We start from the raw sequence: 23,964 nt of genomic DNA on the forward strand, positions 1-23,964 counted from the left end.
TCAGTCCTCGAACCCCTCGGCAAGGCGCCGCTCCCGCAGCTCCCGGATCGCCCGGCGGCGGGCCAGGCGGTGCGTGCGGCGGATCTGGGCCTCCTGGTAGCGGCGCCGGTCGCGGTCGGTCTCCGGAACCACCGCGGGCACCCGGCGCGGCTTGCCGTCGGCGTCGACGGCGGCGAAGACCAGATAGGCCGAGCCGACCTGCGTCGCCGGGGCCGACTCGTTCCAGCGCTCGGCCAGGACCCGGACGCCGACCTCCATGGAGGTCCGGCCGGTCCAGTTGACCTGGGCCTTCACATGGACCAGGTCGCCGACGCGGACCGGCTCCAGGAAGGCCATCTCGTCCATGGACGCGGTGACGGCGGGACCGCCGGAGTGCCGGCCCGCCACCGCGCCCGCCGCGTCGTCGACCAGCTTCATGATCACGCCGCCGTGCACCGTGCCCAGAAGGTTGGTGTCGTTGTGGGTCATGATGTGGCTGAGAGTGGTGCGTGAGGCGGACGTCGGCTTGCCTGGTATGTCCGGTTCCATGTCCCGTTCCACGTCCGTGGCCTGGTCTGTCATGCCCTCCACCTTATGCCGATGCGACTTTCACGGAATTTGTGTCGGCTTCGCAACAGCGCCGCTCCTATTTTCCGACAGCTCTTGTACGGCCCATGTCCGCGCCCTGCACACTGGGCCCATGAATGACTGGCCCGAGGGATGGTCCGACGACAACCGCGGCCCGCGCTACGGGCGCGGCAGCTCCGACGCACAGCCGGAGGGCGCCCAGGTGATGCGCCAGGTGCGGCGCGGCCCGGCGACACCGCCCGGGCAGCGCTCGGCGTACGGCAACCGCGGCCCGGCCGCCCCGCCGTACGGGGCGGCGGGCGTGCCGCAGCAGCCGTCGTACGACGACGGTTACGGCGAGTACGACAGCGGCTACAACACGGGCCAGGTCTACGGCGGTCCCGGCGGGGGCGGGCCGGAGGGGCCGGGCGGTGCGCCGGTCCGGGGGGCGCGTCCCGCGCCGAACTGGCGGCGGCGGATCAAGTGGACCGTGCTCACGCTGGCGACCGTGCTGGTCGTCACGTCGGTCGCGACCTACTTCTGGGCCGACTCCAAGCTGCGCCGCGAGGTCGACCTGTCCCAGGTGATCGACCGGCCCGCGTCGGGCTCCGGCACGAACTACCTGATCGTCGGCTCGGACAGCCGCGAGGGCATGTCCAAGGCGGACGAGCAGAAGCTGCACACCGGCTCCGCCGAGGGCAAGCGCACGGACTCGATGATGATCCTGCACGTCGGCGACAACGGCGACACGCTGGTCTCGCTGCCGCGCGACTCGAACGTGACCGTCCCGTCGTACAAGGGCTCCACGTCCGGGAAGGTCTACCCGGCGCAGGGCCGGCAGGAGAAGCTCAACGCGACCTACGCCGAGGACGGGCCGACGCTGCTGGTCCGCACGATCGAGGCGAACACGGGTCTGCACATCGACCACTACGTGGAGATCGGCTTCCAGGGCTTCGCGAACATCGTGGACGCGGTCGGCGGTGTCGATATCAACATCGACAAGGGCTTCTCGGACAAATGGTCCGGCGCGAACTTCAAGGCGGGCCAGCAGACGCTGAACGGCGCACAGGCCCTCGCCTTCGTCCGCACCCGGCACGCCTTCGCCGCGAGCGACCTCCAGCGCACCAAGAACCAGCAGAAGTTCCTGTCGGCACTGGCCCACCAGGTGGCGACGCCCTCGACGATCCTGAACCCCTTCACGTTCTACCCGGTGATGGGCGCGGGCCTGGACTCGCTGATCGTCGACAAGGACATGGGCCTGTGGGACCTGGCCTCGATGTTCTGGGCGATGAAGGGGGTCCAGGGCGGTGCCGGCACGTCCCTGAACATGCCGATCTCCGGCTCGGTCGGCGGCAACCTCGTCTGGGACAAGACCAAGGTGAAGACGCTGGTGGACGAGCTGAACAACGACCAGAAGGTCACCGTCTCCGGCAACTAGACCGGCCCGTGCACGCAGCCGAGGGCGCCCCCGTGGGCGCCCTCCGCCGTGGTCGGCCGCACTCTCACATAGCGGCGCCCGCCATCGTCCGGCACATCTGCGCCGCGCGGCGACACGCCTCCGCGCAGCGCATCATCTGCGGGTCGTCCGGCATCGTCATACACGCCTCGACACACATGTCGCACGCCTTGGCGCACATCGCGCACATCTCGCCCGCCATGGGCGAGCGGCGCATCATCATGTCGGCGCACATGCGGGTCGTCTCGGAGCAGTCCATGAGCGCACGCATGATCTTCATCTGCACCTGCCCGCCCATGTGCATGCAGGAGCTCATGGTCTCCTCGCACATACGGTGCGCGGTCATGCAGGCGTCGACGCACTCCTGCATCTGCTGCGTCATGGGCTTCATCGTCATTCCGGACTGGGTCATGGCTCCTCCTGGGGGAAGTGGGACCCCTGGACGGGTCCCCGCGTGCTTCCGTCCTATGTCAGGCGCCGGGGTCCCGCATGTGACCGACCGGTCGGCAGGTGCCCCCGGGCAGCGAAAAGGCGCCCCAGAGGGCGCCTTTCACCGAGCTGTGAACCGCCGTGCCGTTACGGCAGGTTGCGGGCCATCACGATCCGCTGGACCTGGTTCGTGCCCTCGTAGATCCCTTTGCCTTACAGGTCACATGGCGTTGACCTGCACGAACATACCCTTCAGGAGGTACTCCCCCAGCATTTCCCCATGATCACTACCGAGGGGTGCACCGACATCGCTTGTCACGTGAGGGAGGCCACCGCATCCGCTATCAGGGAACGTGCCGCTGCTCCCCTCGCGGCCACCTGCGAGAGCCGGTCAAAGGCTCGGGCGTACAACTCGACCTGGCTGGGCTGCGTGAGGGTGGCAGCAGCATCCAGCGTGTCCGCGTGCACCCTGGTGCCGTCGAAGATCGTGAAGGTTGGCATCGGCCACATAGTCCGCTGCGCCGAGAACGGGACGATCCCCACGGCAACGTTCTGGAGATCCATGACCCCGAGCAGATGACCAAGCTGCGCTGCCATCGTCTCTGCGCTGCACAGCCGGTACCGCAACACGGACTCCTCCAGTACAAACGAGAACCGGCGTGTGCCGTTGCTCAGCACCCCGTTACGCCTCATGCGGGCCGTCACAGCGTCACTCACGTCATCCGGGGTTCCTCGGAAGTCTGCAATGGATGACAGCAGGGCAGTGGCGTATCCGGGCGTCTGGAGGAATCCGGGAATCACGTCGGAGACGTAGATCCGGAATAGCTTGGTTTGTTGGTACAGATCACCTGTGGACTCTTGCAGGCGACGTAGGCCGCTCCGCTGGAGTCGTCTCCACTGCACGTGAGCATCGGCGGACTGTCTGTTAGCCGCGATCAAGTCGGGGACCTGATCATCAGCGGCGCAGGCTCGGCACCACGCTCTAATGTCCCTATCGGAGGGAGGCGTCTTCGCGTTCTCGATCCTGGATGACTTCGACTCTGACCAACCGCACCTGACGGCCAGCTCCCGCCCGCTGATCCCCGCATCCTTCCGGATCTCACGCAGACGGCCGGCCAGCTCTTCGCGGACCTGCTGAACGCGTGAGGACGGGTGTGTGGGCACGGAGCTGGCTTTCGTCAGATCTTGTACAGGTGGTGCGGGATCGCTCGCTCCCAGACTGCTTCGAACGCGGCGGAGCACAGCTTCACGGCTTCTGGGTCCGTCGTTACCTCGTCCTCCACCACCGCACCGTCACCTGAGAAGTGGTGCACCCGTAGCAGCGCACCATCGAACAACCAGAAGTCATTCCCTGGCAGAGGGATACTCGTGGCCCGTCGCCGTGGCAACCACCGCACTTCCTCACCGGCCGTGACGTTGGCGCGGGTGACGTAGTGCTCCCACCGGATGTAATCCGATACCGGCTCGGAGACCACCCGGGCTCGGCGAATCGCCACGCCCCGGGCCACGGTGTCCGTGATCAATTGGTCGTAGGGGTGCCACCAGGATTCACGGTCCTCCCAGTTGATCCGCTCGCCCCTCTTCCAGGCCTCGAACCGATCCGTTGGCGCGTAGGCGTCACGCAGCTCCAGGTGGACAGCGGACCGCTCGCACTGGCCAAGCAGCTCAGCGAAGCTGGGCACGCTCGACAGCATCACACGCCTCCCTGATCATCGGGATCATCCGGGCCGGAATCCTCACGATGGCTTCGCTCTCGGGCACCGGACCGTTCGCGGGGCTGCTTGCCTCGCAGTCCGCCTGAGTCTCAGTGCTCGGCTTCCACCCCTGCAACAAGACCTCCTGAGCTTTGGCGTCTGCCCACACGGTGGGGCAGTGGTCCCGGTCCGTGTCGGGGTCGATTCCAATGAACTCTACGGCCATGGCTGGCTCCCTGGTCTAGGTGCTTGCTCGGGCTTGCATCAGCTTCGTTGACCTGTGGAGACAGCGTCAATATGGCTACCAGCCACAAGAATTGGCGTGCAAGCTCGTGCAAGTTTGTGGAGCCCGACAGTCGCCACTTCCTACGGTCGGCACATCGACGCGGAAACGATCGGGAGGGCGCGGCGTGATGGGCGAAAGCAGGGCGCGGGGCACCGAACCGGCTGATCATCTGGGCAGCAGTGAGGCCCGACAGTTCCTATCCCGTCTCTCCGATGCATTCGGCGTAGGCGGCGTGCTCATGGTGCACAAGAGCGATCCTGGCCCCGAAGGCGCCGACATGGCGCCCAGTTCGGCCTTGCGCTGGCCCCGGTGCGAGTGTGGGATCCCGAAGTGTCCTGACTACAAGACCCCGCCGAATGGGTCGACAGAGGGACTGAGCAGCAGAGTTGCCGAAGCCAACGCGCAGAGCCGTAGGGGCCGGCTGTGACCATCAGAACGGTGATGCGGTACGTGATGCACAGGATCACCGAGCACCCGGATACGGACGTGACCTTTGAGGCTGAGTGCCTGCACTGCAAGTGGAAGGCGACACCTTCCACCGAGTCGGCATCCCTCGATGTGGAGTGCATAAGCCACACGGGCCGCTCTGGTCACGCCGGTTTCCGACGTATCAGGACCTCGTTCGCCATGGTCGTTCGCGCCGAGTAGAGCCCCTGCCGCAGTTGTGGCGGACCTGGACTCCCGCCCGCTACGGGCGGCGGCGGTCAGTCATGGCCGCGATTAGTTGAGCAGGAAGGTGCAGTGATGCAGAACGGAACCGACCTGTACGCGCTCGACATCAGTGGGGCCTCGTTCGTCCAGGCGTGCGGTGGCCCCTGCACCGAGGGGTGCGTGACCCTGGCCCGCATCGGCGAGGACGCCTGGGCCCTCAGTGACAGCAAGCGGCCGAACGCAGAGCCGCTGCGCTTCACTACGGAGGAGCTGGACGCGGCCGGTATCGACCCGGCCCGCTTCGGCCTGAACGTCTGATCCTCCCCCTCTAGCCAGCCGGGCCGGGTCCATCCCCCGTCCCTGGGTTCGGCCCGGCTGGCACTCCTCGGAACGGAACGACTGGTGCACCACCACGGCTATCTATGGACCGGCCCGAAAGAGCGTTTCGACAATGAGGCCCTGCGGCGACCTCCACATCCTGAGCCGCCCCCGGCCGGAAGCAGGCCAGAACTGATCCTTCGTTACCGCGAGGTGGCCGCAGAGTTCCCCACGTCGGATCTCCCGCCGCTGGAAACGGCGTACTGGCTCGTCAAGCCCCATTCACTGGTTCGGGGCACGTGGGATGAGGCGAAGGAAGCTGCGGCCTGGCTCGGTGAGCGTCTGCCCGAGTACACCCCCCGTTTCGCATCGGAGAGGGACCGAGACACCACGCGCCTGGCCCGACGGGTGAACGCTGCTGCCGAACAACTGCACTCAGGTGCTGATGTGTCGTACGGCTTCTACCTCGAACGTCCCTCGTATCTGTCCCTGGCAGTGGTGACGTGCTCCCCGAATCGTTCGCACCCTGAACTGGCCTGCCCAGTCGCGTAGTCCAAGCAACGAGAGAGCCCCGGCCTTCGAGCTGGGCTTTTCTTTGTTTAGGCACTCCTCTTCTTGACCGATTCGGGACGGTTGTCCGGCCACCCCTCCGCCTTGGCTTTTTGAACCTCCTCGGCGAAGCGCGCGCGGTAGTACCCGATACCCATGTCACTGGGGTACTTGAAGGGAGTTGCCCAGATGAACCACGCCCGGCGTTTCGGGTCTGCTATCTCGGCCGCAACCGTGTCGAGATCATCGAACAGCGTCAACACTTCTTCATGTATAGACAGGTACATGTCCCGAAGACTCTTGCCGCCGAAGTCTGACTTTTGGGCTGTTCCCTTCCCGCTCCACCGGGAGCGCAGATCCCATCCAATCATCAACTCGGCCGGCGTCTTGTCGCCCTTACGTTGGTCGCAATCGTGGCAGGCTGGCACGAGGTTCGACGAGTCGTCTGCTCCCCCGTCAGAGGTTGCTGTGTGTACTGCGGCGGAGCTTCAGAGACCATGGATCACGTAATCCCGTTGGGTCGTCACACTCGACCATCTTGTTCGCGTCCGCGTTACTTACGCCGGACACACGCCAGCCCACCGCTTCGCACAGGCCGGCGGCCCGTCGTTGTGGCCGATGTGAGAGCTGATCCAGCCACCCGAGGCGCCGATGATGCAGGCGACGAGAAGCACCTTCGGCCAGCCGTAGCGGTCAACGATGTTTCTCAGCGGGCGGTTGCCCTGTGTCGTTGGCATGTAGATGGACCCCCCACATGGTTCGTGTGATCGGTGATCATATGTGGTTGATCAGTGAACGAGAAGAGGGTCCCTGAAGATCAGGGACCCCTCCGGAATCATCTCACCTGTTCTTCGGTTCGCCCCAACTCTGGGAATTATTAAGCCTGTTCCACTTGCTAGTAACTCTGCTGCACCTGCCCTGTACCGGCTTGGCTTGCCGGTGCTTCGGTCCCTCGCTGGACTTCACTTGCCCGTGATGCCCCGTTCCATCCTTTGCTGGATCGAACACAAGATCACCAACCCGGCACTCGAATACTGACGTGACCTTCGAGGCCGAGTGTCTGACGTATGAGTGCGACCGGCAGGCCACCCCTTCAACGGATGGGGCCTCCGTCGATGTCGGGTGCATAAGCCATACCGGCCGGACCGGACATGGTGGCTTCCGGCGCCTCTGCACGTCCTTCGCCCTGGTGGTGTGGGAGGAGGAACAATCTGATGTACGCGCCGAAGCCGGTCTAGGTGCACTTTGACGGCTATACGGCTGACGCCTCCGAGCCCCGGCAAGATGTCCCCCGTGGCTGGCAGGGGTAGGCCCAGGTTGCTCGTCAAGAGAGACGCGCACTGTCAGTGCCCGGGAGTAAGATTCCTGGACACTCTGACTGCGCAATAGGGGGACACGTGGTCGACTGGGCCGGACTCATTAGCACGCTGGTCTTCGGCTTCGCTGCCGGAATGATCACGGCTTGGCGGAAAGCCTCGCTTGAGGCAACCATGATCTGGGTTGACGATCTGCGGCACCGCGTCGAGATCATGAAGGGTGACCGGGAGAAGAGGCAGCAACTCCGGCACGTCAAGATGGACGAGGATCGTGCCGCTGAACTGAAGGCTGTCGAAGAGGAGCGTAAGCGGGTTAGGCGAGCGCATCTAGAATTGACAAAGGCGCTGCCGATCGCCAATGAGACAGTGAAGACTTGGGTTATTGAACCGGTTAGACATCAGGAGCTTATCGGTGAACTTCGAGCCAGCCTGGAACGGCTTTCCGGCTGCGGAGTAAAAATTCAGCATGGCGTTGATAATTGGAGAAGCCCATTCAGCTGGGAGCTGGAGCGCATCGCTAAGAACATCGACGCTGAGACGAATAAGTACGCCGCGCTGCGAGGTAAGTAGCGCCGCACTGCACCAGGTCGCCATGTCAACTGTATTTAAGAAGGGGCGTAGGACTCGCCCTTGGTATCAAGCGGCCGAGGGTGCCGTTTCGTTAAACTCCTCGGACCTGAGTCGGACGCTCTGTGCCCACTCGTTCGAGGGGAACGGGGATCCGCGACGGGCGATGTTGTCGCACTCCGCTTCCCAACGCTGAGCAGCTTCCGGCGTGCTGAACATCCAGTCGCCGTGCCTGCCGTTCCACGGGATTTTGTGCCCGTGCGTGGCGCACTCCTCTCGCTTCTTCCTTGACGGGGCGTCCATCGACGCGACGGTAGACGGGATGAGCAGGCATCGGTAACTGGCGGACGGGGCCAGAAGTCCAGCAGCCTTGAGGGATCCAAGCGCCTGCGAGTAGCGACCCTTGGTGTACGGCTCTCCGTTCTCCTTGGTCAGGATGAGCTGCAATTCGCCGGATCCCAACGGTGAATGCCCTCCCCGCTGCATGCGGTCCAAAGCCAGCAGCCACATGCGAAGTTCGAGATGAAGTACGGCGCTGCGGATTGCAGGATTGGAGTGTTCAGGCCGGTAGACCTTGGCAAAGTGGTAGCTCACTCGGCCCCCTGGCCGTCCAGCCAGCGATCCAGGTCGGCAGGGCGGCATCGAAGCGACTGCCCTACCTTCCGGAACGGGATCTGTTCGGCCTTCCAGTTCCCCTACACCCAGGAACGGGGCTTGTTCAGATAGTCGGCTACGTCATCAACGGTCATCAGCTTGGCTAGCGCCATCCGTCCTCCAAGAAACAAGAAAGCCCCCGAAGACCCTCGGGGGCTCATGCGTATGAAGTGCTAGGTAGTTCAGCCGCCTTGGCTACCTGCTTCAGCCATTTCCTCAAGTACTGCTTTGGCCTTGTCCGTCAGCTCTCCACCCGCCTTACCGGCAACTGTGGTCAGGAAGCCGTCCCTTCTGGCCCGCTTCAGGTGATCCTTCACCGTCTCAGGTCGCCGGCCGATGAGCCGTGCCAGCCACGGAATGGGCGCAGGAGCCCCAAAATCCGCCATGGCGGTGTACGTGGCAACAAGCAAGGCCAAGTACCGCTCTGAGACGCCTTCGCCCTCCAGGGCGAGCCCCGCCGCCTCTCCCATCCCATTCAGCCTCCCTGCCACCTCCTCCAACGTCCGCTGGGCTTCGGGAGCCTGCTTGGCCAACTCCAGGGCTGCGGCTACATCGAGCCTGCGCAGGACAGTGGTCGAGATGCCCCGCGCCACCTCACGAGCAGGGGCATCGTCGGCCGGCTCGATGGTGATCCGCTTTGGCCCCCCGTTGACCGGCCCCACTGGCCACCACATGCGGACCACCCAGGCGCCTTGCTGCTGAGTGATCTCGAACCCGCCGTCATCCGCTTCCATATCGCTCAAGTTAGCACACCCAGGGGGTTCCACCCTGTGTTGACAACCCAGGGTGACCCATGGGCAAACTTGAAACGCCGGGGAGTGACCGGCGCGACGACGGGGCGGGCCCGTATGTCGGCAGCAGCAGGAGGGGGCCGCTTCAGTGGCAAGGGCATGGGTCGCGCGGTCAAAGGACGACCCGAAGAAGTGGACGACGTTCTGGTACGACCCGGACGGCAAGCAACGACAGAAGACGTTCGAGACCAAGAAGCGGGCTGATGACCAGCGCAAGCGCAAGGAGCAGGAACTCGACGCCGGGACCTACCTGGACGACCGCTTGGGCAAGCAGCCCGTGACGGCCGTGTGGGAGCAGTGGACGAATCAAAGGAAGCTGGAGAACAGCACCAAGAAGCAGTACCGGTCGATCCTCAACACGACCATTGAGCCGTTCTTCAAGGCCCGTTCCATCGTGTCCCTGAAGGTCGCTGATGTTGTGCAGTGGCTCTTGTGGATGGAGCAGGACCGGAAGCTGTCCGCCCGCACACGGCGTCAGCGGTTCTCGTTCTTCTCCGGGATGATGGACTGGGCTGTCGTCAACGAGATCGTCGGCCGGAACCCGTGCAAGAAGGTCAAGGGCGCGGGCAGCCGCGCCAAGGAGATCCGGGAGCAGAAGAGCACCGCAAGGCGGCTCACGACGCGGGAAGTTCTGGCGATGCTGGATGCCGCTCCTCCGCGATACCGCGCGATGCTGTGGCTCATGGCCGGGTGCGGCCTGCGGCTGGGTGAGGCCATGGCGGTGTCCCGCGATCAGATCGACTTCAAGGCCGAGACGCTTCGCGTCGACTTCCAGATCGCTGAGGACGGAGACACCGAGTCGGGGAAGAACAGCGCGATCCAGCGTCGGCACATCAAGGCTCGTGAAGAAGGCGAGCCAGGGCGTTCCGTCCCCCTCCCGCCGAACGTCGCCTTCGAGCTGCGGCGGCACATCAAGAACCACGGCGTATGGGGGCCGGAGCGGCTTCTCTTCCCCAACGTGACGCGGACCGGCTACCTCTACGCGTCGTACTTCTACCCGAAGATCTGGATGGAGGCTCTGGGCAAGGGACAGGTGCAGTACTGCAAGGCGCACTCGCTCCGGCACTACTACGGGTCGCGGCTGCTGTACGCCGGAGTCCCGGAGAACGATGTGGCCGACTGGATGGGCCACAGCAGTACGGACGTGCTGAGGGAGCACTACCACTACATCTTCGAAGGGGCCGAGCAGCGCGGTCGGGCCGCCATCGCAACGATGTTGACGCCCGACGCCGACGACCCGACGGAGGCATCAGAGGTCGCCTGATACGCGTACGACAACAGCCCCCGGCGTCGCGCCGGGGGCTGTGTTGTTTGTGCAGGTCAGTGGCTGTTTGCAGCCCGGCATCTGCCCAGGATTCCCCCAGCATGACGCCCAGGAACGGCACTGATCGGGCCGCAACGGGCAGAAAGCCGAGGGTGTCCTTCCGGACCTTCAAAACAGCTTCTGACCCGCAAAAACCCCGCTAGGGAAGGTTCCTCGCCATGACGATCCGCTGCACTTGGTTCGTGCCCTCATAAATCTGCGTGATCTTGGCGTCTCGCATCATCCGCTCCACCGGGTAGTCACGGGTGTAGCCGTAGCCGCCGAGCAGCTGGACGGCGTCCGTGGTGACCTCCATGGCCACGTCCGAGGCGAAGCACTTGGCGGCGGCGCCCAGGTAGGTGAGGTCGGCGTCGCCGCGCTCGGAGGCGGCGGCGGCCTGGTAGGTGAGGGCGCGGGCGGCCGAGATCTTCATCGACATGTCCGCGAGCATGAACTGGATGCCCTGGAAGTCGGCGATCGGCTTGCCGAACTGCTTGCGCTCCTGGACGTAGCCCTTGGCGTAGTCGAAGGCGCCCTGGGCGACACCGAGCGCCTGGGCGGCGATGGTGATGCGGGTGTGGTCCAGGGTCTTCATGGCGGTCGCGAAGCCGGTGCCCTCGGCGCCGATCATGCGGTCGGCGGGGATGCGGACGTTGTCGAAGTAGACCTCGCGGGTCGGGGAGCCCTTGATGCCGAGCTTCTTCTCCGGGGCGCCGAAGGAGACGCCCTCGTCCGACTTCTCGACGACGAAGGCGGAGATGCCCTTGGTGCGCTTGGCCGGGTCGGTCACGGCCATGACCGTGTAGTAGTCGGAGACGCCCGCGTTGGTGATCCAGCGCTTCACGCCGTTGAGGACGTAGTGGTCGCCGTCGCGGACCGCCTTGGTCGTCATGCCGCCGGCGTCCGAGCCCGCCTCCGGCTCGGAGAGGCAGTACGAGAACATCGCGTCGCCCTTGGCCAGGGGGGACAGGTACTTCTTCTTCAGGTCCTCCGAGCCGGAGAGGATCACCGGGAGCGAGCCGAGCTTGTTCACGGCGGGGATCAGGGAGGAGGAGACGCAGGCGCGGGCGACCTCCTCGATCACGATGACGGTCGCGAGCGCGTCGGCGCCGGCGCCGCCGTACTCCTCGGGTACGTGCACGGCGTGCAGGTCGCCCGCCACGAGGGCGTCGTGGGCCTCCTGCGGGAAGCGGGCCTCCTCGTCCACCGCCGCGGCGTACGGCGCGATCTTCGCCTCGACCAGGGAACGGACGGCGTCGCGGAGCATGTCGTGCTCCTCGGACGGGCGGTACAGGTCGAAGTCAGCCGATCCGGCCACGGTCTCTCACGCTCCAAAGACGCAGTGATACTGACGCTAATTACCGTTAAGTAACTCAAATTTTAGAGGCCTGCCCGCGCCGCGCCTACGTGAGCTACACGACAGCGGGGAAATTGCCCGGTGAGGTGCCCGACTATGCTCGGGGCCGCATCCCCGACGTACCCGAGTCCGAGCTGGAGCGCACCCCCATGAGCCTGAAGATCACTGTGATCGGCACCGGCTACCTCGGCGCCACGCACGCCGCCGCCATGGCCGAACTCGGCTTCGAGGTGCTCGGGCTCGATGTCGTCCCCGAGAAGATCGCCCTGCTGGAGCGCGGCGAGACGCCGATGTACGAGCCGGGGCTGGACGAGCTGCTGCGCAAGCACGTCGCCGGGATCGAGGGGTCGAGCGGGCGGCTGCGGTTCACCACAGACTGGGCCGAGATCGGCGCCTTCGGCGATGTCCACTTCGTGTGCGTGAACACCCCGCAGAAGCATGGCGAGTACGCCTGCGACATGTCGTACGTCGATTCCGCCATCGCCTCGCTCGCCCCGCATCTGCACCGCCCGGCCCTGGTCGTCGGCAAGTCGACCGTGCCCGTCGGCTCGGCCGAGCGGCTGGCGGCGTACCTGGCCGCGAACGCCCCGGTGGGCGCGGAGGCGGAGCTGGCCTGGAACCCGGAGTTCCTGCGCGAGGGCTTCGCCGTGCAGGACACCCTGCACCCGGACCGGATCGTGGTGGGCGTGCGCGGGGAGCGCGCCGAGAAGCTGCTGCGCGAGGTGTACGCCGTCCCGGTCGGCGAGGGCACGCCGTTCGTCGTGACCGACTTCCCGACCGCCGAGCTGGTGAAGACGGCCGCGAACTCCTTCCTCGCCACCAAGATCTCCTTCATCAACGCGATGGCGGAGGTGTGCGAGGCCGCCGGCGGTGACGTGGTGAAGCTCGCGGAGGCCATCGGGTACGACGAGCGGATCGGAGCCAAGTTCCTGCGCGCGGGCATCGGCTTCGGCGGCGGGTGTCTGCCGAAGGACATCCGGGCGTTCATGGCGCGGGCCGGCGAGCTGGGCGCCGACCAGGCGCTGACCTTTCTGCGGGAGATCGACTCCATCAACATGCGCCGGCGCGGTCAGATGGTCGAGATGACCCGCGAGGCGCTCGGCGGCGGGTCCTTCCTCGGCAGGCGGATCGCGGTGCTGGGCGCCACCTTCAAGCCCGACTCGGACGACGTCCGTGACTCGCCCGCGCTGAACGTGGCCGGTCAGATCCACCTCCAGGGCGGCCAGGTCACCGTGTACGACCCGAAGGGCATGGACAACGCCCGCAAGCTCTTCCCGACGCTCGGCTACGCCGACTCGGCGCTGGAGGCCGTGCGCGGCGCCGACGCCGTGCTGCACCTGACCGAGTGGCGCGCGTTCCGCGAGCTGGACCCGGCGGCGCTCGGCGAGGTCGCGGCGGCCCGCCTCATCCTGGACGGGCGCAACGCCCTCGACCCGCAGCTGTGGCGCCGGGCGGGCTGGACGTACCGGGCGATGGGCCGCCCCACGGCGTAGCCGTCCGGGACGACGCCGGTTCGGCCGAGGCTCAGTCGGCCGAACCGGCGTCCTCCCGCATTCTGCACCACCGGACACATACCCGGCCGGTGAACTGCCTGTGAATCGCCGCGCTTCACGCGCGCCGCTGTGCCGCCCGGACCATGAAGTCCGCGCTGCGGAGCACCCGTTGGACGTTGCCCCAGGTCAGCAGGGACAGCTCGGCCTCGGTCCAGCCGCGGCGCAGGAGCTCGGCGATCAGGTGGGGGTAGCGCGAGGCGTCGGCGAGGTCCCGGGGGTGGACGGCGCCGGAGTCGTAGGTGCCGGACAGGCCGACGCACTGCGGGCCGGCCACGTCGCGGACGTGGTCGAGATGGTCGGCGACGTCCCTGACCGTCGGCCCGGTCTGCTCGGCGGTCAGCGGCACCATGCACACCCCCTTCGCCGCGCCCAGCGCCGTGAGCAGCTCGTCGGTCAGGTTGGCCGGGTGCGGGCGCAGCTCGCGGGCGGCGGAGCGGGTGCACAGCACCGGGGTCTTGGACAGGGCGAGGGTGCGTTCGACGGTGGCGGCACAGGCGCCGGAGACGTCCGCCAGCACGCCGATGCGGTTCATCTCGCGGACCACCTCCTCGCCGAACCGGCTCAGCCCCCGCTCCCCCGCCCAGGCCGTACCGGTCAGGGTGAGGACGCGCAGGCCGAGGGTGCGCAGGACCCGCAGGATGCCGAGGGAGTCGTCGAGCGCGGCGGCGTACGCGGGGCCCGGCACCACGGCGACCCGGCCGCAGTTGCGGGCGTCGATGACCTGCCCTGCGGTGCCCACCAGGCGCAGGCCCTCCGGATGCGCCTCGATCACCGTGCGCACCTGGTCCAGCTGCTCCAGGGTCGCCGCCGTCGCCCGGTCGCCGCCGGGGCCCTCGGGCAGGTGCAGCGACCAGAACACCACGCCCACGTGGCCCTCGCGCATCCGGGGCACATCGGTGTCGACGGCCGCCTCGCCCAGCTCCAGGTCGTACCAGGGCAGATGGCGCAGGGCCCAGGGCAGTCCGCTGTAGCCGTCGGCGACGGGGTGCTCGGCGAGCAGCGCGTGGGCCCGCACCAGGAGCGCGCCGGGGTCGTCCTGCGCGAAGGGGTCGTCCGGCAGGCCCTCTCCCGCGCCGGCCTCGGTGGTCGTGGGTATGCCGTGCTGGAGGTCGGCCATGGCGGCTCCGTACGTCGTCGTGAGCTACGTCGTGGTTGAGCTACCTCGTGGTGAAGGCGTACTCGTCACGGTCGCACGGAGGGAGCGGGAGCTTCCTGGTGAGTGGGGCGTTCGGGGGTACGCCGGTCAGCTGTCGCGGGCCGTGCGGATGACCTCGTCCAGGGTGTCGCGGGAGCGTACGAGGTCGGCGATCATCCGGTCGATGCGGTCGCGCTCGGCGGTGAGGTCCTCGACCAGGCGAGGGGTGGCGATGGCGGAGGGGCCGCCGTCCTGGTCGCGCATGCAGGGCAGCAGCTGCCGGATCTTCTCGCTGTGCAGCCCGGCCGCGTACAGTTCCTGGATCCTGATGACCCGGTCGACGGCCGGCTCGGGGTAGTCGCGGTGGCCGCCGGGGGTGCGCTCGGCGGCGAGCAGACCCTGGGTCTCGTAGTAGCGCAGTGACCGCTCGCTCACCCCGGTGCGCCGGGCCAGTTCGCCGATCCGCATGTCCGCCTCCGCCGGCCGAGGGCTTGAATCTCACATCGGTGTCAAGTTCTACCGTGCCGGCATGACGCGGACAACGGACACCACAGACTTCCTCGCCCCCGCCCGGCTCGGCCGGCTCGAACTCCCCCACCACCTCGTGATGGCCCCGCTCACCCGCAATCGCGCCGAGGCCGACGGCACCCCCTCCGACCTCATGGTCACGCACTACGCCCAGCGTGCCTCCGCCGGGCTGATCGTCGCCGAGGGCTCGACGCCGAACGCGGTCGGGCAGACGTACCCGGACATCACCGCGATCCACACCGACCGGCACCAGGAGGGCTGGCGGAAGGTCACCGACGCGGTCCGCGCGGCCGGCGGACGGATGTTCCTCCAGCTCCAGCACGGCGGCCGCGTCAGCCACCCGGCGACCACCGGGCTGACCCCGGTCGCCCCGTCCGCGGTGCCCCTGCCGGAGACGATCTTCACTGCCGGAGGACACCGACCGGGCGCCGTGCCGAGGGAGATGACCGCCGACGACATCCGTACGACGATCGCCGACTTCGCCGCCGCCGCGCGACGGGCGGTCGACGCGGGCTTCGAGGGGGTCGAGGTGCACGCGGCCAACGGGATGCTGCTGCACCAGTTCCTCGCGGACAACACCAACCGGCGCGACGACGCCTACGGCGGCCCGGCCGGGCGGCGGGTGCGGTTCGCGGTGGAGGTGACCGAGGCGGTGGCCGACGCGGTCGGCGCCGACCGGGTGGGCATCCGGATCTCCCCCGCCTCCACCGTCAACGGCGTGCGCGAGGAGGACACCGACGGCCTCTACGCCACGCTCCTCGCCCGGCTGACGGGCCTTGACCTCGCCTATCTGCACCTGGTGCGCTCCGACCCGGCGGCCGGCTGGTACCGGCGGATCCGCGCCGCCTGGCCCGGCGCCTTGATCGGCAACCCGGACCTGACCGACCTGTCCGGCGAGGCCGTCGCCCGCGCCTCCCGGGAGATGCTGGCCGCCGGGGCCGACCTGGTCGCGCTCGGCCGGCCGTTCCTCGCCAACCCGGACCTGGTCGAGCGACTGCGCCGCGGCGCACCCCTCAACCCGGTCCGGGACCGGTACTTCATGTACGTGGGCGGGGCCGCCGGCTACAACGACTACCCCGCCCTCGACGCGCCCGACGCTCAGACGTCGCCGTCGAGCGACTCGATCGTGGCGTTGGACGGGGCGCGCGTCGCCTGAAGACCGCGGGCCACGTCCTCCGCGGCGCCCAGCACCCGCACGGCGTTCTGCCAGGTCAGCTTGGCCAGGTCGGCCTTGGACCAGCCGCGCTCCAGCAGCTCGGCGAGCAGGTTCGGGTAGCCGGAGACATCGCTCAGGCCGTCCGGGGTGAAGGCGGTGCCGTCGTAGTCGCCGCCGATGCCCAGGTGGTCGATGCCGGCCACCTCGCGCATGTGGTCCAGGTGGTCCGCCACCGTGGACACCGTGGCGATCGGGCGCGGGTTGCGCTCCTCGAAGGCGCGGTGGATCTTCATCGCCTCCGCCGTCGAGGCAAGGTGGTGGAAGCCGTGCGCGCGCATGTTCTCGTCGGCGGCCAGGGTCCAGTCGACGGCCGCCTGGAGCACGAACTTCGGCACGAACGTCACCATCGCCATGCCGCCGTTGGCGGGCAGCCGCTCCAGCACGTCGTCCGGGATGTTGCGCGGGTGGTCGCACACGGCGCGCGCGGAGGAGTGCGAGAAGATCACCGGCGCCGACGTGGTGTCCAGCGCGGCCCGCATCGTCGTGGCCGCCACGTGGGAGAGGTCGACCAGCATGCCGAGGCGGTTCATCTCCCGGACGACCTCGCGGCCGAACGCCGACAGACCGCCGACCTTCGGCTCGTCGGTCGCCGAGTCCGCCCAGTCGTTGTTGTCGTTGTGGGTGAGCGTCATGTAGCGCACGCCCAGCTCGTACAGACCGCGCAGGGTGCCCAGCGAGTTGTCGATCGAGTGCCCGCCCTCCGCGCCCATCAGGGAGGCGATACGGCCCTCCGCGCGCGCCGCCTCCATGTCGGCGGCGGTCAGCGCGGCCCGCAGGTCGGCGGGGTGCCGGGCGATCAACTGCCGTACGCAGTCGATCTGTTCGAGGGTGGCCGGGACCGCGCCGGGCAGGTCCGAGCGCACGTACACCGACCAGTACTGCGCGCCGACGCCGCCCTCGCGCAGGCGGGGGATGTCGGTGTGCAGGTGCTCGTTCTGCGGTACGGCGATGTCGCGGGCGGCGAGGTCGTAGCGGACCTGTTCGCGCAGCGCCCAGGGCAGGTCGTTGTGGCCGTCGACGACGGGGAACTCGCGGAGCAGGGACCGTGCTTCGTCAGTTGAGGTCATTACGTCTTACTTCCCGAAGCCGAAGCCGCTCGACCCCTCGACCTTGGCGCGCAGCCGCTTGCCCTTCTCGGTGGCCTGGTCGTTGAGGTCGTGCTGGAAGTCGCGCATCTTGTGCAGCAGGTCCTCGTCGTGCGTGGCGAGGATCCGGGCCGCGAGCAGTCCGGCGTTGCGGGCGCCGGCGACGGAGACGGTGGCGACGGGCACACCGGCCGGCATCTGCACGATGGACAGCAGCGAGTCCATGCCGTCCAGGTACTTCAGCGGCACGGGCACGCCGATGACCGGCAGGGGGGTCACGGAGGCGAGCATGCCGGGCAGGTGGGCGGCGCCGCCCGCGCCCGCGATGATCACCTTCAGCCCGCGGTCGGCGGCCTGCTCGCCGTACGTGACCATCTCGCGCGGCATGCGGTGCGCGGAGACGACGTCGACCTCGTAGGCGATCTCGAACTCGTCCAGGGCCTGGGCGGCGGCCTCCATGACGGGCCAGTCGGAGTCCGAACCCATGACGATGCCCACGACGGGGCCGGCGGCGGTACTCATTCGGTGATGGTGCCTCTCAGGTAGCCGGCAGCGTGACGGGCGCGCTCCAGCACGTCGTCCAGGTCGTCGCCGTAGGTGTTGACGTGTCCGACCTTGCGGCCGGGCTTCACGTCCTTGCCGTACATGTGGATCTTGAGCTTGGGGTCGCGGGCCATGCAGTGCAGGTACGCGGAGTACATGTCCGGGTAGTCGCCGCCCAGGACGTTGACCATGACCGTCCACGGGGCGCGCGGGCGCGGGTCGCCGAGCGGCAGGTCGAGGACCGCGCGGACGTGGTTGGCGAACTGGCTGGTGATCGCGCCGTCCTGGGTCCAGTGGCCGGAATTGTGCGGTCGCATCGCCAGTTCGTTGACGAGGACACGGCCGTCGCGGGTCTGGAACAGCTCGACGGCGAGATGCCCGACGACGCCGAGCTCCTTGGCGATCCGCAGCGCCATCTCCTCGGCCTGGAGCGCGAGGGTCTCGGGCAGGCCGGGGGCGGGCGCGATCACGGTGTCGCAGACGCCGTTCACCTGCCGGGACTCGACGACCGGGTAGGCGACGGCCTGGCCGTGCGGGGAGCGGACGACGCAGGCGGCCAGCTCGCGGACGTAGTCGACCTTCTCCTCGGCGAGGACCGGGACACCGGCGCGGAACGGCTCCGCGGCCTCCTCGGGGGTCTCCACGACCCACACGCCCTTGCCGTCGTAGCCGCCGCGGACGGTCTTGAGGACGACCGGGAAGCCGTCGCCCTCCGCGGCGAAGCGGACCACGTCCTCCGGGTCGGCCACGATCCGGTGCCGGGGGCACGGAACGCCGATCGCGTCGAGCTTCGCGCGCATCACGCCCTTGTCCTGGGCGTGCACCAGCGCGTCGGGGCCCGGGCGCACGGGAATGCCGTCCGCCTCCAGGGCCCTGAGGTGCTCGGTGGGCACGTGTTCGTGATCGAAGGTGATCACATCGCACCCGCGCGCGAAGTCACGCAGCGTGTCCAGGTCGCGATAGTCGCCTATGACGACATCACTCACGACCTGCGCCGCGGAATCCTGAGGGGTGTCACTGAGGAGCTTGAACCTGATGCCCAACGGGATGCCCGCTTCGTGCGTCATACGCGCGAGCTGCCCCCCGCCGACCATGCCGACTACCGGGAACGTCACGCCTATAGCGTATCGGCCACTTCGAGGGAGCCGGATCGCGTCCCTCGCGCGGCCTCTTACCGCGGGCTTCCCGACCTCTTTCCGGACTGTTTCCCAGCTGTGGCCTGGAGCGCAGGCGTCGGCCGGTTCACCTGGTTAGCATGGCTGGGCTGACGAAACCTACCGACGGGAGCTGCCCAGCCATGGAACCTCGTTCCTCGGGGCTGCAACGACTCGTGCGCGAGGTGGCCAAGTTCGGCACCGTCGGTGTCGCGGGCATCTTTGTCAATCTCGCTGTCTTCAACCTGGTGCGACACGCCTCCGGCCTGCCGGTCGTGCGCGCGAGCATCATCGCGACCGTGGTCGCCATCGCCTTCAACTACGTCGGTTTCCGTTACTGGACGTACCGGGACCGTGAGAAGAGCGGCCGCACCAAGGAACTCACGCTGTTCCTGTTCTTCAGTGCGATCGGCCTCGTGATCGAGAACGGCGTGCTGTACGCGGCGACCTACGGCATGGGCTGGGACAGCTCGCTGCAGAGCAACATCTCCAAGTTCGTGGGCATCGGCGTCGCCACGCTCTTCCGCTTCTGGTCGTACCGCACCTGGGTGTTCCGGGTGCAGCCGGCGCAGGAGGCGGAGTCGATCCTGGCGGCCGCGTCGCAGACGTCGCGGACCGAGCCGGAGCCGAAGACGCAGCGAGTCCCGTAGGACACGCGCACAGATCGAGCACGAAGTGGGCCCCCGACCGGGGGCCCACTTTTCTGTGCCTCAGCGGACCGTCGGCCGACTCTCGTCCGCCTTGCGGGCCGGCGGGGTGCGGGAGAGGAACAGGCCGAAGACGGGGGGCGCGGTCTGCAGGAGCTCCAGACGGCCGCCGTCGGCCTCCGCGAGGTCGCGGGCGACGGCCAGGCCGATCCCCGTGGAGTTGCGGCCGCTGATCGTGCGCTCGAAAATGCGCGCGCCGAGGTCGGCCGGGACGCCGGGACCCTCGTCGGTGACCTCGACCACGGCCTGGTTGCCGGTGACCCGGGTACGCAGCGCGACCGTGCCGCCACCGTGCATGAGGGAGTTCTCGATCAGCGCCGCCAGCACCTGGGCGACCGCGCCCGGCGTGCCGACGGCCTGGAGATGGCGCTTGCCGGAGCTGACGATGGCCCGGCCGGCGCTGCGGTAGGCGGGCCGCCACTCGGCGAGCTGCTGCTGGATGACCTCGTCCAGGTCGAAGGTGACGGCGGAGCCGGTGCGCGGGTCGCGGGAGTTCGTCAGCAGCCGCTCGACCACGTCCGTGAGCCGCTCGACCTGGGTGAGCGCGACGTTCGCCTCTTCCTTCACGATGTCCGGGTCATCCGTGAGGGTGATTTCCTCCAGCCGCATCGAGAGCGCGGTCAGCGGGGTGCGCAGCTGGTGGGAGGCGTCGGCGGCGAGCCGTCGCTCGGCGGTCAGCATCCGCCCGATCCGCTCGGCGGAGGAGTCCAGCACATCGGCGACCCGGTCCAGCTCGGGGACGCCGTAGCGCTTGTGCCGCGGGCGCGGGTCGCCGGAGCCGAGGCGCTCGGCGGTCTCGGCGAGATCGGTCAGCGGGGACGAGAGCTTGTTGGCCTGGCGGACGGCGAGCAGGACGGCGGCGACGACGGCGAGCAGCGCGACCAGCCCGATGATCAGCAGGGTACGGCCGACCTCCCGGGTCACCGCGGAGCGCGGCTCCTGCACGGTGACCGTCTCGCCCTCCTCGCCGTGCTGGGTGGAGTGGATCACATCACCCTGCGGCTTGGTGCCGATCTCGATCGGGGGCTGTCCGGGCATGCGGATGACCGCGTACTGCTCCTTGCTGACCGGATTGCGCAGCACGTCCGCGTTGACGTTCTCCGCGGCGAGGATCCTGCTGTCCACGATGCTGGCCAGCCGCACCGCCTCGGAGTCCACCCGCTCCTGGGCGCTGTTGCTGATCGTCCGGGACTCGACGATCACCAGGGAGACGCCGAAGACGGCGATCACGACGAGGACGACGGCGAGGGTGGACTGGATGAGACGTCGGCGCATGTTCCGTTACCTGAGGTGATCGGCCCGGAGGGAGCACGGCCCCCCGGCGGGGCTCAGCTCTTCTCGAAGCGGAAGCCCACGCCGCGGACCGTGGCGATGTAGCGAGGGTTCGCCGCGTCGTCGCCGAGCTTCTTGCGCAGCCAGGAGATGTGCATGTCGAGGGTCTTGGTGGACGACCACCACGTGGTGTCCCAGACCTCGCGCATCAGCTGGTCGCGCGTGACGACCCGGCCGGCGTCGCGCACCAGCACCCGCAGCAGGTCGAACTCCTTGGCGGTGAGCTGGAGTTCCTCGTCGCCCATCCACGCGCGGTGCGACTCGACGTCGATCCGGACGCCGTGGGTGGCCGGCGGCTGCTGCGGCTCGGCGGCGCCGCGGCGCAGCAGGGCCCGTACGCGGGCGAGCAGTTCGGCGAGCCGGAAGGGCTTGGTGACGTAGTCGTCGGCGCCCGCGTCCAGGCCGACGACGGTGTCCACCTCGTCGGCCCGCGCGGTCAGGATGAGGATCGGCACGGTGTGGCCGTCGGCCCGCAGCCTGCGCGCGACCTCCAGGCCGTCCATGCCGGGCAGTCCCAGGTCCAGTACGACCAGATCGACACCGCCCTGCATTCCGGCGTCGAGCGCGGTGGGGCCGTCCTCGCGCACCTCGACCTCGTAACCTTCCCGGCGTAGGGCGCGAGCCAGCGGCTCCGAGATGGACGCGTCGTCCTCGGCGAGCAGTACACGGGTCATAGAGGTGATGGTAGACCGCCCGCGCGCCTCGCTGGGGTGTGATCGCTTCCTGGAACTCTTACCTTGCTGAACTGTTGGTTCGGACCATCGGTCCGGAGATGCGATCGTGGAGGGACCTTCGAAATCGTTCCTGCGGTTCCCTTGACACCTGTGATCCGCGTCTCAAGTCCTTCCATATCCGGCAGTGTCCTGCCGTACAGTGACGTGAACGCCTGTAGTACATCCGGGGACCTTTGGCGGGCATCTGACGCTGAGGGTCTCTTTTGTGTACGGGCTGGCGACCGCCAGCCTTGAAAGGAATGACCTCTGGCCGGGCCCCGGACGCATCGTCGCGTCGGGGCGTGGATCCCGGTGGTCGCCGTCCCCCGCTTCCGTGATCCGGAGACGGACTCCCCCCGGGCGTGGGGGTGGACGACCGACCTCGCCGGTGCCGGCCACACCCCCACCGGGCGCGCAACGCTCCAGCAGCGCGTCCCGACCAGCAAGGAACGACCATGGCGTCCAGCCTGACGAAGGACTCGGTCCGCCCGGGCACCCCCGGCTCCGAGAAGACCTTCTTCGGCCACCCCCGCGGCCTGGCCACCCTCTTCATGACCGAGATGTGGGAGCGTTTCTCCTACTACGGCATGAGGGCCCTGCTCCCGCTGTACCTGGTGGCCCCGGGTGGCCTCCACCTGAGCGCGGGCACGGCGACCGCCATCTACTCGGTGTACGTGTCGCTCGTGTACCTGCTCGCCCTGCCCGGCGGCTGGTTCGCCGACCGCGTGCTCGGCCCCCGCAAGACGGTCGCCGTCGCGGGCCTGATCATCATGCTCGGCCACCTGTGCCTGGCCCTGCCCGTCGCCGCCAGCTTCTTCGTCGGCCTGGGTCTGGTCGCCATCGGTTCCGGTCTGCTGAAGGCCAACATCTCCACGATGGTCGGCCACCTCTACAAGGGCGCCGACGACCCCCGCCGTGACGGTGGCTTCACGCTCTTCTACATCGGCATCAACGTCGGCGCCTTCGTCGCGCCCCTGGTCATCGGCACGATCGGTGAGAACGTCAACTGGCACCTGGGCTTCGCGCTCGCCGCGCTCGGCATGGCGCTGGGTCTGGCCCAGTACCTGCTCGGCGGCCGCCACCTGAGCGAGAAGAGCAGCGAGGTCCCGACCCCGCTGACCCCCGCGGAGAAGTCCGCCACCCTGCGCAAGGGCCTGATGTGGCTGGCCGTCGCGGCCGTCTTCTACGGCGTCGTCGGCGGCACCGGTCACTTCACGCTGAACTGGGCGCTGATCCCGCTCACGATCATCGGCCTGATCGTGCCGATCCTGGTCATCGCCCGCATCCGCCGGGACAAGGACCTGGACGCGGGCGAGAAGTCGAAGGTGACGGCGTACATCTGGTTCTTCGTGGCCGCCGCCGTCTTCTGGATGATCTACGACCAGGGTGGTTCGACCCTGTCGCTGTTCGCGAGCAGCTCGGCCAACAACACGATCTTCGGCTGGGGCTTCCCGGTCTCCTGGTACCAGTCGGTCAACCCGGTCATGATCATGGCGCTGGCGCCGGTCTTCGCCTGGCTGTGGCTGTGGCTGAACCGGCGCGGCAGCGAGCCGAGCACGATCGTGAAGTTCGCGTCCGGTCTGGTGCTGATCGGTGTCTCCTTCTTCGTCTTCCTCGCCCCGCTGTCCATCGCCGAGGGCGGTCACAAGGCCGCCGCGATGTGGATCGTCGGTATCTACTTCGTGCAGACCATCGGTGAGCTGACGCTGTCGCCGGTCGGTCTGTCGGTGACGACGAAGATGGCGCCGAAGAAGTACGCCTCCCAGATGATGGGTGTCTGGTTCCTCGCGGTCACCGCGGGCGACTCGATCACCGCGCTGCTCTCGAACCCGGCCGTCGGCGGCGTCAACCTCGACAAGCAGGGCTTCGTCGCCCTGGAGGCCGCGCTCGCCGTGCTCGCCGGTGCGGCGGTGTGGATGTACCGCAAGAAGGTCAACAAGCTGATGGGCGACGTGCACTAGTCGCTGCCGCTGGGTTTGGCCGAAGAGGGCCGCCGCATCCATGTGGGTGCGGCGGCCCTCTTGGTATGCGCGAGGCAGCGCGCAGCGCCCCAGGGGCCGGCCTCGGTGTGCGACCGCGGG

25 protein-coding genes are annotated in these 23,964 nt (G+C 68.0%); 9 read left to right on the forward strand and 16 right to left on the reverse strand.

The annotated features are described in order from the left end of the window. The gene (locus tag ACFC8N_RS07030) at positions 1 to 561 is read right to left on the reverse strand and encodes an acyl-CoA thioesterase (protein ID WP_356035514.1); all 561 of its coding nucleotides are present in this window, start codon (positions 559 to 561) and stop codon (positions 1 to 3) included. Between the two features lie 118 nt (positions 562 to 679). Here ACFC8N_RS07030 and ACFC8N_RS07035 point away from each other — a divergent pair, with 118 nt between their 5' ends. Further along, positions 680 to 1,984 (forward strand): LCP family protein, encoded by a 1,305-nt coding sequence (locus ACFC8N_RS07035; RefSeq protein ID WP_376287183.1) that lies wholly within the window; start codon positions 680 to 682, stop codon positions 1,982 to 1,984. Positions 1,985 to 2,048: 64 nt separating this feature from the next. Here the strand turns inward: ACFC8N_RS07035 and ACFC8N_RS07040 are convergent, their stop codons facing one another. The 4 genes from ACFC8N_RS07040 to ACFC8N_RS07055 form a co-directional block, all read right to left on the reverse strand. Then, the gene (locus ACFC8N_RS07040) at positions 2,049 to 2,414 is read right to left on the reverse strand and encodes a four-helix bundle copper-binding protein (protein WP_356035519.1); all 366 of its coding nucleotides are present in this window, start codon (positions 2,412 to 2,414) and stop codon (positions 2,049 to 2,051) included. Between the two features lie 332 nt (positions 2,415 to 2,746). Continuing rightward, complete coding sequence (locus ACFC8N_RS07045) at positions 2,747 to 3,595, reverse strand: helix-turn-helix domain-containing protein (protein ID WP_376287185.1); 849 nt, start codon at positions 3,593 to 3,595, stop codon at positions 2,747 to 2,749. A gap of 14 nt (positions 3,596 to 3,609) precedes the next feature. Next, positions 3,610 to 4,125, reverse strand: coding sequence for a DUF6879 family protein (locus ACFC8N_RS07050; RefSeq protein WP_376287188.1), 516 nt, complete (start codon positions 4,123 to 4,125; stop codon positions 3,610 to 3,612). Next, a complete protein-coding gene (locus ACFC8N_RS07055; RefSeq protein ID WP_376287191.1) occupies positions 4,097 to 4,351 on the reverse strand; it encodes a hypothetical protein in 255 nt (84 codons plus the stop codon). Before ACFC8N_RS07055 ends, ACFC8N_RS07050 begins: the two co-directional genes overlap by 29 nt. A gap of 804 nt (positions 4,352 to 5,155) precedes the next feature. Between ACFC8N_RS07055 and ACFC8N_RS07060 the strand changes: the two genes are divergently transcribed. Continuing rightward, positions 5,156 to 5,380 (forward strand): DUF397 domain-containing protein, encoded by a 225-nt coding sequence (locus ACFC8N_RS07060; protein WP_376287193.1) that lies wholly within the window; start codon positions 5,156 to 5,158, stop codon positions 5,378 to 5,380. 84 nt (positions 5,381 to 5,464) lie between these two features. Continuing rightward, positions 5,465 to 5,932 carry a hypothetical protein gene (locus ACFC8N_RS07065; RefSeq protein ID WP_376287196.1) on the forward strand — a complete coding sequence of 156 codons (468 nt, stop codon included), beginning with the start codon at positions 5,465 to 5,467 and terminating at the stop codon, positions 5,930 to 5,932. A gap of 47 nt (positions 5,933 to 5,979) precedes the next feature. On the opposite strand, the gene ACFC8N_RS07070 is transcribed toward ACFC8N_RS07065, so the two are convergent. Next, positions 5,980 to 6,216, reverse strand: coding sequence for a hypothetical protein (locus ACFC8N_RS07070; protein WP_376287198.1), 237 nt, complete (start codon positions 6,214 to 6,216; stop codon positions 5,980 to 5,982). Positions 6,217 to 7,326: 1,110 nt separating this feature from the next. Between ACFC8N_RS07070 and ACFC8N_RS07075 the strand changes: the two genes are divergently transcribed. After that, positions 7,327 to 7,815 carry a hypothetical protein gene (locus ACFC8N_RS07075; RefSeq protein ID WP_376287201.1) on the forward strand — a complete coding sequence of 163 codons (489 nt, stop codon included), beginning with the start codon at positions 7,327 to 7,329 and terminating at the stop codon, positions 7,813 to 7,815. 66 nt (positions 7,816 to 7,881) lie between these two features. Here ACFC8N_RS07075 and ACFC8N_RS07080 read toward each other — a convergent pair whose 3' ends face one another. Together ACFC8N_RS07080 and ACFC8N_RS07085 are read right to left on the reverse strand one after the other, a co-directional pair. Further along, on the reverse strand, positions 7,882 to 8,406 hold the full coding sequence (locus ACFC8N_RS07080) for a hypothetical protein (protein WP_376287204.1): 525 nt from the start codon (positions 8,404 to 8,406) through the stop codon (positions 7,882 to 7,884). A gap of 242 nt (positions 8,407 to 8,648) precedes the next feature. Then, a complete protein-coding gene (locus ACFC8N_RS07085; RefSeq protein ID WP_376287715.1) occupies positions 8,649 to 9,200 on the reverse strand; it encodes a hypothetical protein in 552 nt (183 codons plus the stop codon). Between the two features lie 145 nt (positions 9,201 to 9,345). Between ACFC8N_RS07085 and ACFC8N_RS07090 the strand changes: the two genes are divergently transcribed. Then, positions 9,346 to 10,521: a tyrosine-type recombinase/integrase gene (locus ACFC8N_RS07090; RefSeq protein ID WP_376287206.1), complete on the forward strand. Its 1,176-nt coding sequence runs from the start codon at positions 9,346 to 9,348 to the stop codon at positions 10,519 to 10,521. 199 nt (positions 10,522 to 10,720) lie between these two features. Here the strand turns inward: ACFC8N_RS07090 and ACFC8N_RS07095 are convergent, their stop codons facing one another. Further along, complete coding sequence (locus tag ACFC8N_RS07095; RefSeq protein WP_356035522.1) at positions 10,721 to 11,878, reverse strand: acyl-CoA dehydrogenase family protein; 1,158 nt, start codon at positions 11,876 to 11,878, stop codon at positions 10,721 to 10,723. Between the two features lie 188 nt (positions 11,879 to 12,066). Between ACFC8N_RS07095 and ACFC8N_RS07100 the strand changes: the two genes are divergently transcribed. After that, positions 12,067 to 13,410: a UDP-glucose/GDP-mannose dehydrogenase family protein gene (locus ACFC8N_RS07100; RefSeq protein WP_356035547.1), complete on the forward strand. Its 1,344-nt coding sequence runs from the start codon at positions 12,067 to 12,069 to the stop codon at positions 13,408 to 13,410. A 115-nt stretch (positions 13,411 to 13,525) separates the two neighbouring features. On the opposite strand, the gene ACFC8N_RS07105 is transcribed toward ACFC8N_RS07100, so the two are convergent. Both ACFC8N_RS07105 and ACFC8N_RS07110 read right to left on the reverse strand, forming a co-directional pair. Continuing rightward, positions 13,526 to 14,587 (reverse strand): dipeptidase, encoded by a 1,062-nt coding sequence (locus ACFC8N_RS07105; protein WP_376287209.1) that lies wholly within the window; start codon positions 14,585 to 14,587, stop codon positions 13,526 to 13,528. A 126-nt stretch (positions 14,588 to 14,713) separates the two neighbouring features. After that, entirely contained in the window at positions 14,714 to 15,073 is a 360-nt protein-coding gene (locus ACFC8N_RS07110) for a MerR family transcriptional regulator (protein WP_071379426.1), read from the reverse strand. A 61-nt stretch (positions 15,074 to 15,134) separates the two neighbouring features. Between ACFC8N_RS07110 and ACFC8N_RS07115 the strand changes: the two genes are divergently transcribed. After that, a complete protein-coding gene (locus tag ACFC8N_RS07115) occupies positions 15,135 to 16,289 on the forward strand; it encodes an alkene reductase (RefSeq protein ID WP_376287212.1) in 1,155 nt (384 codons plus the stop codon). On the opposite strand, the gene ACFC8N_RS07120 is transcribed toward ACFC8N_RS07115, so the two are convergent. From ACFC8N_RS07120 to ACFC8N_RS07130, 3 genes are read right to left on the reverse strand one after another with little or no spacing between them, the layout of a single operon-like run. Continuing rightward, positions 16,232 to 17,416: a dipeptidase gene (locus ACFC8N_RS07120; protein WP_356035529.1), complete on the reverse strand. Its 1,185-nt coding sequence runs from the start codon at positions 17,414 to 17,416 to the stop codon at positions 16,232 to 16,234. The two genes, ACFC8N_RS07115 and ACFC8N_RS07120, sit on opposite strands and share 58 nt — an antisense overlap. Positions 17,417 to 17,422: 6 nt before the next feature. Then, positions 17,423 to 17,956, reverse strand: a complete 534-nt coding sequence (gene purE, locus ACFC8N_RS07125) for a 5-(carboxyamino)imidazole ribonucleotide mutase (protein ID WP_356035532.1) — start codon at positions 17,954 to 17,956, stop codon at positions 17,423 to 17,425. Next, positions 17,953 to 19,092 (reverse strand): 5-(carboxyamino)imidazole ribonucleotide synthase, encoded by a 1,140-nt coding sequence (locus ACFC8N_RS07130; protein WP_356035535.1) that lies wholly within the window; start codon positions 19,090 to 19,092, stop codon positions 17,953 to 17,955. Before ACFC8N_RS07130 ends, purE begins: the two co-directional genes overlap by 4 nt. Before the next feature lie 182 nt (positions 19,093 to 19,274). On the opposite strand from ACFC8N_RS07130, the gene ACFC8N_RS07135 reads away from it, so the two are divergent. Beyond that, on the forward strand, positions 19,275 to 19,781 hold the full coding sequence (locus ACFC8N_RS07135) for a GtrA family protein (RefSeq protein ID WP_356035537.1): 507 nt from the start codon (positions 19,275 to 19,277) through the stop codon (positions 19,779 to 19,781). 60 nt (positions 19,782 to 19,841) lie between these two features. Here ACFC8N_RS07135 and ACFC8N_RS07140 read toward each other — a convergent pair whose 3' ends face one another. Beyond that, on the reverse strand, positions 19,842 to 21,113 hold the full coding sequence (locus ACFC8N_RS07140; protein ID WP_356027305.1) for an ATP-binding protein: 1,272 nt from the start codon (positions 21,111 to 21,113) through the stop codon (positions 19,842 to 19,844). A gap of 53 nt (positions 21,114 to 21,166) precedes the next feature. Further along, positions 21,167 to 21,844, reverse strand: a complete 678-nt coding sequence (locus ACFC8N_RS07145) for a response regulator transcription factor (RefSeq protein WP_020940464.1) — start codon at positions 21,842 to 21,844, stop codon at positions 21,167 to 21,169. 494 nt (positions 21,845 to 22,338) lie between these two features. Here ACFC8N_RS07145 and ACFC8N_RS07150 point away from each other — a divergent pair, with 494 nt between their 5' ends. Then, complete coding sequence (locus tag ACFC8N_RS07150; protein ID WP_376287218.1) at positions 22,339 to 23,844, forward strand: peptide MFS transporter; 1,506 nt, start codon at positions 22,339 to 22,341, stop codon at positions 23,842 to 23,844. The last annotated feature ends 120 nt before the right edge of the window (positions 23,845 to 23,964 follow it).

Origin of the sequence: Streptomyces sp. NPDC055966 (assembly GCF_042269865.1) — a bacterium.
GTDB lineage: Bacteria > Actinomycetota > Actinomycetes > Streptomycetales > Streptomycetaceae > Streptomyces.

Bases quoted from the DNA above. Each gene is read 5' to 3' on its own strand.
- ACFC8N_RS07030 (WP_356035514.1), bottom strand. From the start codon at position 561: ATGACAGACCAGGCCACGGACGTGGAACGGGACATGGAACCGGACATA.
- ACFC8N_RS07035 (WP_376287183.1), top strand. From the start codon at position 680: ATGAATGACTGGCCCGAGGGATGGTCCGACGACAACCGCGGCCCGCGC.
- ACFC8N_RS07040 (WP_356035519.1), bottom strand. From the start codon at position 2,414: ATGACCCAGTCCGGAATGACGATGAAGCCCATGACGCAGCAGATGCAG.
- ACFC8N_RS07050 (WP_376287188.1), bottom strand. From the start codon at position 4,125: ATGCTGTCGAGCGTGCCCAGCTTCGCTGAGCTGCTTGGCCAGTGCGAG.
- ACFC8N_RS07055 (WP_376287191.1), bottom strand. From the start codon at position 4,351: ATGGCCGTAGAGTTCATTGGAATCGACCCCGACACGGACCGGGACCAC.
- ACFC8N_RS07060 (WP_376287193.1), top strand. From the start codon at position 5,156: ATGCAGAACGGAACCGACCTGTACGCGCTCGACATCAGTGGGGCCTCG.
- ACFC8N_RS07070 (WP_376287198.1), bottom strand. From the start codon at position 6,216: ATGTACCTGTCTATACATGAAGAAGTGTTGACGCTGTTCGATGATCTC.
- ACFC8N_RS07085 (WP_376287715.1), bottom strand. From the start codon at position 9,200: ATGGAAGCGGATGACGGCGGGTTCGAGATCACTCAGCAGCAAGGCGCC.
- ACFC8N_RS07100 (WP_356035547.1), top strand. From the start codon at position 12,067: ATGAGCCTGAAGATCACTGTGATCGGCACCGGCTACCTCGGCGCCACG.
- ACFC8N_RS07105 (WP_376287209.1), bottom strand. From the start codon at position 14,587: ATGGCCGACCTCCAGCACGGCATACCCACGACCACCGAGGCCGGCGCG.
- ACFC8N_RS07110 (WP_071379426.1), bottom strand. From the start codon at position 15,073: ATGCGGATCGGCGAACTGGCCCGGCGCACCGGGGTGAGCGAGCGGTCA.
- ACFC8N_RS07115 (WP_376287212.1), top strand. From the start codon at position 15,135: ATGACGCGGACAACGGACACCACAGACTTCCTCGCCCCCGCCCGGCTC.
- ACFC8N_RS07120 (WP_356035529.1), bottom strand. From the start codon at position 17,416: ATGACCTCAACTGACGAAGCACGGTCCCTGCTCCGCGAGTTCCCCGTC.
- purE (WP_356035532.1), bottom strand. From the start codon at position 17,956: ATGAGTACCGCCGCCGGCCCCGTCGTGGGCATCGTCATGGGTTCGGAC.
- ACFC8N_RS07135 (WP_356035537.1), top strand. From the start codon at position 19,275: ATGGAACCTCGTTCCTCGGGGCTGCAACGACTCGTGCGCGAGGTGGCC.
- ACFC8N_RS07140 (WP_356027305.1), bottom strand. From the start codon at position 21,113: ATGCGCCGACGTCTCATCCAGTCCACCCTCGCCGTCGTCCTCGTCGTG.
- ACFC8N_RS07145 (WP_020940464.1), bottom strand. From the start codon at position 21,844: ATGACCCGTGTACTGCTCGCCGAGGACGACGCGTCCATCTCGGAGCCG.
- ACFC8N_RS07150 (WP_376287218.1), top strand. From the start codon at position 22,339: ATGGCGTCCAGCCTGACGAAGGACTCGGTCCGCCCGGGCACCCCCGGC.